The 12,695-nt window shown below is 58.2% G+C and carries 7 protein-coding genes; 5 read left to right on the forward strand and 2 right to left on the reverse strand.

Annotated elements, in window-relative coordinates; all coding sequences use genetic code 11:
* The first annotated feature begins 121 nt into the window (after positions 1-121).
* Complete coding sequence (locus OS242_RS00695; RefSeq protein ID WP_267149728.1) at positions 122-1,315, forward strand: S8 family peptidase; 1,194 nt, start codon at positions 122-124, stop codon at positions 1,313-1,315.
* Positions 1,316-1,432: 117 nt separating this feature from the next.
* Positions 1,433-3,718 (forward strand): extracellular catalytic domain type 1 short-chain-length polyhydroxyalkanoate depolymerase, encoded by a 2,286-nt coding sequence (locus OS242_RS00700; protein WP_267149729.1) that lies wholly within the window; start codon positions 1,433-1,435, stop codon positions 3,716-3,718.
* A 61-nt stretch (positions 3,719-3,779) separates the two neighbouring features.
* Here the strand turns inward: OS242_RS00700 and OS242_RS00705 are convergent, their stop codons facing one another.
* Positions 3,780-6,305 carry a putative bifunctional diguanylate cyclase/phosphodiesterase gene (locus tag OS242_RS00705; protein WP_267149730.1) on the reverse strand — a complete coding sequence of 842 codons (2,526 nt, stop codon included), beginning with the start codon at positions 6,303-6,305 and terminating at the stop codon, positions 3,780-3,782.
* Positions 6,306-6,457: 152 nt separating this feature from the next.
* On the opposite strand from OS242_RS00705, the gene OS242_RS00710 reads away from it, so the two are divergent.
* The 3 genes from OS242_RS00710 (at position 6,458) to OS242_RS00720 (ending at position 11,450) form a co-directional block, all read left to right on the forward strand.
* Complete coding sequence (locus OS242_RS00710) at positions 6,458-7,978, forward strand: L-lactate permease (RefSeq protein ID WP_267149731.1); 1,521 nt, start codon at positions 6,458-6,460, stop codon at positions 7,976-7,978.
* 134 nt (positions 7,979-8,112) lie between these two features.
* Complete coding sequence (locus tag OS242_RS00715; RefSeq protein WP_267149732.1) at positions 8,113-10,233, forward strand: molybdopterin oxidoreductase family protein; 2,121 nt, start codon at positions 8,113-8,115, stop codon at positions 10,231-10,233.
* Positions 10,230-11,450 (forward strand): nitrate/nitrite transporter, encoded by a 1,221-nt coding sequence (locus OS242_RS00720; protein WP_267149733.1) that lies wholly within the window; start codon positions 10,230-10,232, stop codon positions 11,448-11,450. Before OS242_RS00715 ends, OS242_RS00720 begins: the two co-directional genes overlap by 4 nt.
* Before the next feature lie 10 nt (positions 11,451-11,460).
* Here OS242_RS00720 and OS242_RS00725 read toward each other — a convergent pair whose 3' ends face one another.
* Positions 11,461-12,672, reverse strand: a complete 1,212-nt coding sequence (locus OS242_RS00725; RefSeq protein ID WP_267149734.1) for an MFS transporter — start codon at positions 12,670-12,672, stop codon at positions 11,461-11,463.
* Positions 12,673-12,695: the final 23 nt, after the last annotated feature.

Consider the following 12,695-nt stretch of genomic DNA (forward strand, 5'->3'; position numbering starts at 1 on the left):
AAAATATTCCTAAAAATAGCCTTGCAAATGTTTCGAATAGTATTTATAATCAGAAGCAAGGGACAGTAAAACAAAAGATCCCTGCTGAAAATATTTTATTTACAAAGGGAGGAAATGAATCATGAAAAAAGCGATTTCCATGATGACCGCCATCGCGGCATTGGCACTGGTTGTTCCGGCGGGCGCATCCGCAACTCCGGCAGCAGTTCCGGCGGTAACCAAAACGGCTGACGTTACGGCAGCGACCGACCGCATCTTGGTCAAATTTGCACCGGGCAAAGCGGCTGTTGACAAAGAAAAGGTACACGCGGCTCTCGGCGGCAAAGTGAAGCGCGAACTGGCTCAAGGCAAGTCGGGCTGGACGCTCGTAGAAGTTCCGGCGGGTCAAGCGGAAGCATATAAAGCGAAATACGAAAAAAACCCGAACATCGAGAAAGCGGAACTTGATCTCGTGTACACCAAGACCGCACTGCCGAACGACCCGTTGATCGGTCAGCAGTGGCACCACACCAACGTGAAGTCCTCGGCTGCTTGGGGCGTTGTGACCGGCTCCACGAAGACCATCGCGATCATCGACACCGGCATCGACCTCGATCACCCGGACCTCGCTGCAAAGATCGTACCGGGCGCGACCTTCGTAGACCGTACCACCACTGCGGATGACGATGAAGGGCACGGCACGCACTGCGCAGGCATCGCGGCTGGCATCGGCAACAACGGCGTCGGCATCTCGGGCATGGACCAAACGGCGAAACTGATGCCGGTTAAGGTTCTGAACAAGCGTGGCTCCGGCTACACCTCCGACATCATCGAGGGCGTATACTTCGCAGCTGACAACGGCGCGGACGTATTGTCGATGTCCCTTGGCGGCGGCGGCGCGACCTCTGCGTTCCAAGACGCGATCAACTACGCACACGGCAAGAACAAGATCGTCGTAGCGGCTGCAGGCAACAGCGGCGTCTCCACGCTGTCCTACCCGGCTGCTTACAACAACGTATTGTCTGTTGCAGCAACCGACCAAAACGATGTGAAGACCTCCTGGTCGAATTACGGTTCTTCCTGGGTTGACGTAGCAGCTCCGGGCCTGTCGATCTACTCGACCTACAACGACGGCGGTTACACCACGATGTCCGGCACCTCGATGGCTACTCCGCTGGTCGCTGGCCTGCTGTCCCTGACCTGGGGTGCAAACCCGGGCGCAACCAACGCGGGCGTCATCAACCGCGTGCTGACCACTGCTGACAACACCGCTGGCGTAGGTTCTTACTACAAATACGGCCGTGTGAACGCGTACAACGCAGTCTTCGGCTTCTAATCAAACGATAAAAAGCTCCTCGCACAACTTGCGGGGAGCTTTTTTAATTGATAAACGAGGTTGCAACCGGGATGTAACCGATTTCATCTATGCTCAATAAAAAAGGAGGTACTATCCATGAGACGCACTTTGGTATGGGGCATCATCATGACGATGCTGCTTGCGCTGTTTGCGCCGAGCACATTCCCGACGTTTGCAGCCACTGGAAAATGGGAGCAGTTCAATTACAGCGGCACCCCCGGTTCACGGCCTTACTTTGTCTACACGCCATCGACCTATCAACCGGGCACGTCGGTGCCGATGGTGGTTATGTTGCACGGTTGCACGCAAACGCCGGCCGATTTTGCGGCTGGCACGGGGATGAACGAGCTCGCCGAGCAGTACAACTTCCTCGTCGTCTACCCGCAACAGACCAGTTCGAACAATCAAAATCAATGTTGGAACTGGTTTGAAACTGCGCATCAAGCACGCAGCGGCGGCGAACCGGCGATCATCGCCGGCATCGTCAAGGCCGTGACAGACAACACGGCAAAATGGACGGTGGACAAAAACCGCGTCTACGTCACCGGCCTCTCCGCAGGAGCGGCGATGTCGGCCATCGTCGGCGTCACGCACCCTGACGTATTTGCCGCCATCGGTATACACTCGGGGCTGGAGTACAAAGCGGCCACGACGATGACAGCCGCTTTCACCGCGATGAGCAGCGGCGGTCCGAACCCGACCTCGCAAGGGCAGGCTGCTTACAATGCGATGGGCTCCTATGCCCGCGTGGTCCCGACCATCGTCTTCCAAGGCACCAGCGACTACACCGTCTACCCGGTCAACGGCGATCAAGTGATCCAGCAATACATGGAGACGGATCGACTCGCATCCGGCGGTTCGTACAACGCATCGTTCAACACCCCGTCCAGCACCACGCCGGGGCAAGTATCCGGCACACAAGGGCGTTCTTACAACATCTACCGTTGGAATGACAACAACGGCAATCTCGTGCAAGAATACTGGAAGATCAACTCGATGGGCCATGCATGGTCCGGCGGCAGCACCAGCGGCTCCTACACGGACCCGAACGGTCCGAACGCGAGCCTTGCCATGTATCAATTCTTCATGGCGCACCCCAAAGGCATCGCAGTCAGCGCTTCCCCCAAGGGTGGCTCCTTCTCGTCCTCTGTGCAAGTCACGCTGAGCAGCACGCCGTCCGGTACGATCTACTACACGACAGACGACAGCACGCCGACGACAGCCTCGACTCGCTATACAGGCGCGGTTACGCTGACGCAGACGACGACGCTGAAGTTTTTCGCCGTTGACGCAGGCGGACAAAAGAGCGCGATCCAGTCGGAAACCTACACGATCAGCACCCCTGCTCCTGTGATCACCGCTTCTCCGGATGCCGGCACGTACGGCGGCCCGGTCAGTGTCTCGCTCACTTCCAACAAAACGGGCACGACGATCTACTACACCACGAACGGCAGCACGCCGACCGCCTCTTCTGCTCGCTACTCTGCACCATTGGCTCTGTCCGCTGCGACGACGCTGAAGTATTTTGCGGTCGACAGCATCGGCAACACGAGCCCGGTCACGACCAAAACCTACGCGATCACCGGCTTCGAACTGTCGGCCAGCCCGGCAGGCGGCACGTACAGCGGTGCACAGAGCGTATCCCTGTCGATGAACATGCCGGGTACGATCTACTATACGACCAACGGCACCACGCCGACGATCGCGTCGACCGTCTACACAGGTCCGATCAAAGTCTCCGCCTCGCAGACGCTGAAATTTATCGGCAAAGACCTGGCAGGCAATTTGTCGGGTGTGCAGTCGCACACCTACACGATCACCTCGCCGCCTGCCACCGACGTCACGTTCAAATCGCTGGCCGCGGATGACGGATACGTCTACCAATACAGCAGCGACGGCGTTCCGAACAGCATGATCAACTACCTCGAAGTCGGTTCGAGCTCGCTCAACCACGGTCAGATCGGCATTCTTTCGTTCGATACCTCGTCGATCCCGGATACCGCAACGGTGGTCAGCGCTTCGATTACCATGTACCGCTATGACAATACGCTCTATTACTATGACCTCGGTCCGATCACGGCTGACATCGCGCCGCTCTCCGGCTTCAACGGCAACTACTCATTGGAGCAGGCGGACTATGCGGCACCGGCTGCGGTTGTAAACATCGGCAACTTCGACGCGGTACCCACGGCGCAGTATCAGGCGATCTCTGACTCGATTGCCACGGCTGCCTTGCCCTACCTGAACAAAACCGGTCGCACCCAGTTCCGCATTCACTTTGAAAAGGCAACCAACAACCGCTATGCGCTCGACGTGATGCGCTTCTTCAGCGGCAACTCGGCAGGCGCCTATGTGCCGACGCTGAAAGTTCAATACCGGTAACAGCAGATCACCTACACAAAAAAGACCGCCTGACGCACTCGATGTGTGCAGGCGGTCTCTCTTATTCGGTGCGGTCCAGCAAGACCCGTTCAAACTCTCGGGCCGGCATCGGGCGGTGGAAGAGATAGCCTTGTATCTCATCGCAGCCGTGTGCGCGCAGAAAGGCCAGTTGTTCCTCCGTCTCGACCCCCTCTGCGACCACATCCAAGTCCAGCGAGTGGGCGAGAGAGATGATCGCGGCGACGATCTCCGCGTCTTTGCGGTCATGAGCGATGTCGCGCACGAACGCTTGATCGATCTTGAGCATGTCAAACGGGAATCGTTTTAAGTAGCTGAGCGACGAATAGCCGGTGCCAAAATCATCGATGGAGATGCGGATTCCCATCTCTTTCAAGCGGCGCAGCGTGTTGAGCGTCTTTTCCGTGTTTTGCATCAGCGTGCTCTCGGTGATCTCCAACTCCAGAAACTTCGGGTCGAGCCCGGTTTCCTGCAACGAGTCGGCGACAGTGGCAATCAGGTCGGGGGATAGAAACTGGCGCGGCGACAGGTTGACGGCCATCCGCACCGGAGCGTGACCGGCCTGTTGCCAGTTTACTGCCTGCTCACAAGCGTGTCGCAGCACCCACGCGCCAATCGGTATGATCAGTCCGGTTTCCTCGGCGAGGGGGATAAAGGTGGCAGGGGAGATAAGACCGCGCTGCGGGTTGTGCCAGCGGATCAGCACCTCCATCCCGGAGATGCCGCTCGAGTGCAGATGCAGTTTGGGCTGGAAATACAGTTCAAACTCTTCTCGTTCAATCGCCTTGCGCAGATGACCTTCCAACTCCATCCGCTCAAAATCGGTGCTTTTCATCTCGGCGGTGTAGAGCTGGTAGCGGTTGCCCCCTTGTTCCTTCGCTTGATACATCGCCGTGTCCGCGTGTTTCAGCAGCACTTCCAACTCCTCGCCGTCCTGCGGGTAGAGTGCCACCCCGATACTCGGAGCGACAAACAGCTCATACCCGCTGAGCAAAAACGGATCGGCCAGTCGGTTTAAGATCAGTTGCGCCGTCGCCTCGATCTGCTCGCCGGTCGCGTTCGGCAAGATCACGGTAAATTCATCGCCGCCAAGTCTTGCCACAAAGTCGAGCTCCGGCACGCAATCGGTCAGTCGCTCCGCCACTTCTTGCAACAGCAGATCGCCCATGCTGTGGCCGAGCGTGTCATTGACCGCCTTGAAGCGGTCGACATCGAGGTAGAACAAGGCGATGGGCTGGTCGGTCAGCCGAGCTGCTGCGATCGACTCTTGCAACCGGTCGTTGAACATCCGACGGTTGGCGAGGCCGGTCAGTGCGTCATGATAGGCTTGGTAGCGGATCTGCTCGGACTGGGCTTGCAATTCGGTCGTGTAGCTCTGCAAGCTTTCCGACATCAGGTTGACTTGACCTGCCAGCAGGCCGAGCTCATCGCCCCGGTCGATTCGGATCCGCGTGCCGAAGTTTCCTTCGGCGATCTCGTTGACCTTTTGCAAGATCACGTGCACCGGGCGAACGATCCAGCCGGCGAGCAGATAGCAGCCGACAAAGACGATCGCCAAGAGGATCAGCGAGATCAAGACGTTGTTCAACAACTGGCGGTTCAGCACGTCCTGCACGACGCGGTAGTCGGTCACGACGCCGATCACGTACGGTTGTACAGTCGAGTGGATCGGGATGAAGCTCTTGATCACAGGCAGGCCGTCGACCTCGGTGTTAAAACTGACCAGTTTGCCAGACTCAGACGCCCGTTCGATGCTGGCCTGATCCTGCGAATCGTCTTGATAGTTGTAGTCGCCAAACAGGATCGGTCGATTTGCAAGCTCGATGTACTCGACTCCGTTGTTTTTCGTGATGATCGGATCCTTGCCGAATGTGCGCGGGTTGAACCCGGTGATTTCCAGCAGCGCACCGTTGTCGGCGAGCGTCTTGTCGATGACCGCCTTGGGCCCGGTCAGCCGCTCAAACTCGCGGACATCGACATCATTCACGTACGGATCGATGATATAGTTGGTCGTTCCGTCATAGTAGTAGCCCCATTTGCTGAGATGCACCGGATCGGAGCTGGCCACGTCGATCGGACCGGACCAGTAGTTTGGCAGTTTCTGTCCTTGCGTGATGCTGACAGCGTGGGTGTCGAGCAGTTGCCACAGCGCCGTGTACCAAAAGCCCCAGTCTTTGGTGCTCAGGTTGATCTCCTTTGGATCGGACGATTTCAAGCCGACGATGTCATCGCCGACCGGCGCGAACAACGTGATATCGGAGATGCCCAACTTGTCGGCGAGCGTGCGCAGTTCTTCGTTCGTCACCTTGTTGATGTCCGGATCGAGGGCATGCAGCGCTGCGACGGCAGCCACGCGCAACTCCCGACCGATCAGATCTTCCACTTGTCGGGCTCCTGTCTCCGAACTCTCGATGGCGATACGCACTTCCTTTGCGATCATCTCCATCTGATGCTCTTGATCTTGCACCAGCGCATCTCGAGCTGAGAAATAATACAATGCGTTGTTTGCGATCAGAAAGACGGTGACAATCAAGGAAATAACGGTGGTTAGTTTTGTTTTGATCGACAAACAGACCCCTCCAAACCATACTCTTGTTAACCCATTCGACAGTGGTCGACAAATTCCTTTTAACAGGCAGGGGAAGGATTGATAAAAGAATGGCAGATTCTTGTCAATTCGTATCTTTCGACGTATCATCGGGGAAAGAGGGGTGTTGCCGAATGTGGGAATCGAGTCTCGGTTTGTTGCCTGTCGCCGTCATTCTGCTGCTGTTGTTTGGGTTCAAGCAGACGGCGACCCGCACCGCACTGGGCGGATACGTGATCGCTCTGTTACTTACGTTCGCCGTACCTGCCTTTTCGCTCGGACTGCCGGGGATCTGGCATGCCTCCGTGCAGGGGGTACTGACGACATCGCTCGTCGCCTACGTCTTGCTTTTTGGTATTTTCCTTTATCATTTAATGAAAGAAAAAGAAATCATCCCGTCCATCGCCGCCTTCGTCGCCCGTTCGACAGACGACCCGGTGCGGCAGGTGTTGATCCTCTGCGTCGCCTTTTCGCCGCTGGTCGAGTCGGCGAGCGGTTTTGGGGTGTCTGTCATCGTCGTAGCCCCGATCTTGGTCGCGCTCGGGTTTCGCCCCTATCGCGCTGCGCTGCTTTCGCTGATCTCTATGTTCGCTGTGCCTTGGGGCGCGATGGCAACCGGCATGGTGGTCGGCGCGTCGCTCTCCGATCTGCCTCTGCGTACCATCGGCGTGTGGACGGCAAATCTTACGGTGCCGACCTTTTTCTTTTTTGTGCTCTTGCTCGTCTGGTTGGCCGGCGGCTGGCAGGGCGTGAAGAAGAGGGGGGCGGAGGCGTTGTTCCTCACCGCTGTGCTGGGTGCGTCCGTCTACCTGTTTAACGCCTGGGTCAGCGTCGAACTGGCCGGTGTTTTCGGCGGGCTTGTCACGCTGTCTGTCGCTCTGACTCTGGTTCGGCTCTCCGCGTCCCGAGCGGCAAGGCAGGCTGTCGACGGCGTCAGGGAGACGGCGGCAGATGTTGAGGCGGCGCCCGCTTACTCTTTGTTCAAAGCGATGAGCCCGTATCTGTTTCTGACCGTCTTTTTGTTTTTGACCCGGTTGATCCCGCCGCTGGAAGCATGGCTGCGCAGTCATGCGCGATTGGAGTTTGCGAGCTATTCCTTTTCGTTGCCCTTGCTTTACTCGCCGGGCTTTGCGTTGGCGGTGACCTGTCTGTTTACTTGGTGGTTCTTCCGCCCAGATCGGGGCATGGTCGGCCGTGCCGCGCGGGCGACTGTCAAGCAATGGGTGTCGGTCAATCTCTCTACTGTCGCGTTTGTGGCGATGTCGGAGGTGATGGCGATGTCCGGCATGACGGCGGCGCTCGCCACAGTGACGGCCGCCTTGTTCGGGTATTGGTTCCTCGCCCTCTCGCCATGGGTCGGCGGGCTCGGCGGTTTTCTGACCGGGAGTAATGCGGGGTCCAATGCGATGTTTCTCAACTTGCAAGTCGCGGCAGCCGCCCAGTTGCGTCTGCCGCCGGAACTGTTCGCGGGCGTGCAAAATGCGGCAGCGTCGCATTTGACGATGGCCTCGCCGTCTCGCGTGTTGCTCGGTGTCACCGTATTGAACATCCGCGAGCAAGAGAACCGACTGCTGCGGCACATGATGGGGGTGGGTGCAGCGACGTTATTGTTGCTGACGGGCCTAGCACTCGCGTTTTCATTTGTCGCATCGTAAATTATCATTTTAACAATTGAATCTTGATAATTATTTATGATATGATCAATTGCAAGAGGAGCCACTATCAGCTCCTGATTTCGAAAGAGCAGTTTCGGAGTCAGGAGTTGTTTCTTTAAGGAGAAGTGATCGCGATGCAGTCTCTACTGACCACCACCAACGTGTTGAGCCACTGCTGTTTTTGCTCCATGCAGTGTGCGCTGGAACTGACGGTCGACGGGGACGAGGAGATCGTCCGCGCCCACCCTGCGCCCGCGTTTCCGGTTGCCAGCGGCAAAGCGTGCGCCAAAGGGGTTTTCGCTCATGAGCATGCCCGGCACCGGGAACGATTGACGACGCCGCTGTTGCGGCAGGGGGATCGCTTTGTGCCGATCTCTTGGGAGGAGGCGCTGAATCGGATCACCGAGCGATTCCGATCCCTGCAGGACCAATACGGCCGGGACAGTGTCGCCGTGTTCGGCGGCGGTTCACTGACCAATGAAAAGGCGTATCTGCTCGGCAAATTTGCCCGCGTCGCGCTCGGCACGGCAAACATCGATTACAACGGGCGTTACTGCATGTCCTCGGCCGCAGCGGCGCTGAACAAAGCGTTCGGTCTCGACCGGGGGATGACCGTGCCGCTGTCGGACATTCCACTGGCACGCTGCATCCTGATCGTCGGGTCCAATATCGCCGAGTGCCAGCCGACGATGATCCCGTATCTGCGCCAAGCGAAGGCGGGCGGTGCCAAAGTGATCGTGGTCGACCCGCGCCGCACTCAGACGGCAAAAGGGGCCGATCTGCATGCGGCCGTCCGTCCGGGCAGCGATGTCGCGTTGATGAACGGCATTCTGCACATTCTTTTGCGCGATGATTTGATTGACTGGTCGTTCATCGAAAAACGCACGCTCAGCTTTGAGGCCGTGCGGGAGACGGTCGCCGCCTATACCCCGGAGCGGGTGGCGGAGGTCACCGGCGTTCCGGCTTCGGACATCGAGCAGATCGCCCGATGGTACGGCACAGCTGAGACGGCGATCATTTTCACGGCGCGGGGCATCGAACAGCAGGCGCGCGGTGTCGACAACGTGTTGGCTTGCATCAACCTCGTGCTTGCCACAGGTCAGATCGGACGGCCGGGGAGCGGTTTTGGTGCGGTCACCGGTCAGGCCAATGGGCAAGGGGGACGCGAGCACGGCATGAAAGCGGACCAATTGCCGGGCTATCGTATGATTGACAATCCAGTCGACCGTCAGCACATCGCAAATGTGTGGGGAGTTGACGAGAGAGAATTGCCGGGGAAAGGGATGTCTGCGTATGAGTTGTTCGAAGGAGCAGATCGCGGCGACATCCGGGGGATGTTCGTGATGGCGTCCAATCCGGCCACGTCCAGCCCCAACACACACTTGGTCAAACGGGCTTTGCAAGATCTCGATTTTCTCGTGGTCACCGACCTGTTTCTCACTGAGACGGCGCAGTTCGCCGATGTGGTGCTGCCAGGGTCGGCGTGGACGGAAGATGAAGGTACGATGACCAACCTCGAAGGGAGAATCGTGCTGCGCCGCGCCGCCCAACGCCCGCCGGGAGAGGCACGCCTCGACTGGCAGATCCTCTGTGAACTGGCTGAGCGGCTGGGAAAAGGGAGCTTTTTTGCCTTCGAAGAGACGGAAGATATCTATGATGAACTTCGGCGGGCCAGCGCGGGCGGGCGGGCCGACTATGCGGGAGCGAGCTATCAAAAGATCGCGGAACAGCAAGGCGTGTTCTGGCCTTGCCCGAATGAGTCACACAGCGGGACGGAGCGGATGTTTGCCGATTCGTTCGCTCACCCGCACGGCAAGGCGGTCTTTCACGCCGTCACACACCGCCCGCTGTCGGAAGAGCCGGATCGCGATTATCCGCTCCATCTGACGAACGGACGGTTGCTTCATCACTACCTGACCGGCGTGCAGACCCGCCGCACATCTCGCCTGCACGCTCGCGATCCGCATCCGCAGGTCGAGATGCACCCGGCCACGGCAGCTCGCTACGGCGTGGTGGCTGGCGAGACGGTGGAGATCGCGACGCGGCGGGGGAGTGTTCCGATGCGGGTGAAGATCACCGCCGACATGCGGGAAGACCTGCTGTTTGCTCCGATTCATTGGGAACATGCCGAGTCGATCAATCTGCTGACCTTGGCGGATCTCGACCCGATCTCTCGGATGCCGGAGTTTAAACACTGTGCGGCTGCGTTGCGAAAATGGAAGGGCGATTCAGTACTAGGAGGTGTCCGCGTGTGAACATTCGCACCTTTGCCAAAGACGGCCACTGGCCGACGCTTTTCTCTTCGTTTCTTTACTTTGACGTTTCCTTTATGATCTGGGTGCTGCTCGGGGCGGTATCGACCTTTATCACCGCCGACTTTGGTCTGAGCGCTTCCCAAAAAGGCATGCTCGTCGGCATTCCGATCCTCGGCGGCGCACTGCTGCGCATTCCGCTTGGCCTGTTCGCAGATCGCTACGGAGGCAAACGGGTCGGCTTGATCGGCATGGCGGTGACGATGATTCCCCTGCTGTGGGGTTGGCTGTACGGACAACATTTGAGTGAACTGTATGCGTTCGGGCTCTTGCTCGGCGTGGCGGGGGCTAGTTTCTCCGTCGCTCTGCCGCTGGCGAGCCGATGGTACCGTCCGGAGCATCAGGGTCTTGCGATGGGCATCGCCGGGGCGGGCAACAGCGGCACCGTGTTGGCGACGCTGTTCGGACCGCGCCTCGCCGAACACTTCGGCTGGCATGCGGTGTTTGGATTTGCGCTCTTGCCGCTGTTCGCTGCGTTCCTCGTGTTTCTGCTCTGCGTGAAAGAGAGTCCGAACCGCCCGCAACCGCAAAAGATCGTCGAGTACCTCACGATTACCAAACGCAAAGAAACGTGGCTGTTCAGCTTTTTCTACTCGCTGTCTTTCGGCGGCTTTGTCGGACTGACCAGCTACCTGTCGCTGTTTTTCGTTGACCAGTACGGCATCTCCAAAGTCCAAGCGGGCGACTTTGTCACCCTGATCGTCTTTGGCGGCAGTTTTATCCGTCCCATCGGCGGGTACCTGGCCGACCGCTTTGGCGGCTCGAATCTGCTCGTGCGCCTGTTCGCCCTCGCCGGGCTGGTGCTGATCGGCGTCGGATTTTTACCGACCTTCTGGGTCTGTTTCGTGCTCTTGTTCCTCACGTTGCTCCTGTTCGGCGCGTGCAACGGGTCCTTGTTCCAAGTCGTCCCGACCCGATTCCCGCGCGAAGTCGGCGTGATGACCGGTTTCATCGGCGCGGCCGGGGGACTGGGCGGTTTCTTCGTCCCGATGATCCTTGGAACGCTCAAAGACTGGACCGGCTCCTATTCGTACGGCTTTTGGTGGTTCGCCCTCACGGCATTCGCCGCGATGGTCGTTCTGATCGCACTGCAACGCGACTGGAAACGCCAAGCTTCATTGCTTACTTCCACGGTCCAGACAAAAGCAAAAGCCACCTGATGTTTCTTCATCAGGCGGCTTTTTGTTTGTGCCCGTCGTACGCGATCGGACTGCGCAGTTGCAGCCACGAGTAACGGAGGGCAAAGAAGAACGCGACGGCAGCAAACAGCAAGATCATCGGTTTGAAACCGATCGTGTCGAGAAACAGTCCGGTCAACAGCATGAACACCTGGAACAACACCCGGTCCATCATGCCGCGGAAGGAGAAGAACCGACCGTGATACTCTTTGGGCACCGTCGTTTGGAAAAGCGTCGCCACCAGCGGGTACAACACACCCGCACTGATGCCAAACAGCCCAAAGGCAAAGATCGGAGCCCATTTCATTTCCGCCGGGTAGAGCGCCAAGGTGGCCACCCCGATCATCAGAGAGCAGAACACGAGCAGATTGAGCAAGTTGCGACCTTTGGCCGCGCGGCGGGCGAGGAAGGCGCCGACCATGAAGGAGAGACCTTCGACCGTGTACAGCACCCCTTTGACCGTCGGGTCCTGCTGGATCTCGCTGACCGCGATCACCATCAGATTGAAACTGCCGATAAAGATCGAGGGAGCCAGCGTCAACAGCAACGCCATCACGATTACCGGCGATCCGGTGATGATCGGAAGCACGTCTTTAAATTGTGTCGATTGCTTTTTGCCGGATTTGTCTGGCACTCGTTCGATCTTTTCCTCCACCTGCAACAGCATCGGCGTAAACTGCATGAGTACGTACAAGACCAACGCGAGCAAGTAGAGGCTTTGCAGGCTTACCGAGACGAGCAGCACGCCGCCAGCCGCGGTGCCAAGGATGCGGGACACTGTGCCGACGTTCATGTGAAAGCCGTTGGCTGACGTCAGGTGCTCCTCTTTGATGATCATCGGGAGCAAAGACTGCAGGGCAGGGAAGTAGAACGCCGACGCGGCGCCGACCATCATCGTATAGCCGAGCATCCACCAGACCGAGTCGGTCTGCAGGGCGATAAGCATCGAGCCGACGGCGACGATGCGGGCAAACCCGGAGACGAACAGCACTTTGCGCTTCTCCGTTCGGTCGACGACCTTGCCCGCCAGCGGCCCGAACAGAACCGCCACAAAAGCGGCCGTCATCAGCAGACACGCCTTGAGAAAGTCGGAGGGCACGTTTTGTTGCAAAAACTCCAAGTTGCCGATCAGCCCGAACCACAGCGCAAGACCGGCGATCGCTTCATTGACCATTAATATCCAGAAATTTCGATTGTTCCACATGCGAAGTGCCTCAGTTTCCTATT

It is taken from the genome of Tumebacillus lacus (assembly GCF_026410385.1).
Classification (GTDB): domain Bacteria; phylum Bacillota; class Bacilli; order Tumebacillales; family Tumebacillaceae; genus Tumebacillus; species Tumebacillus lacus.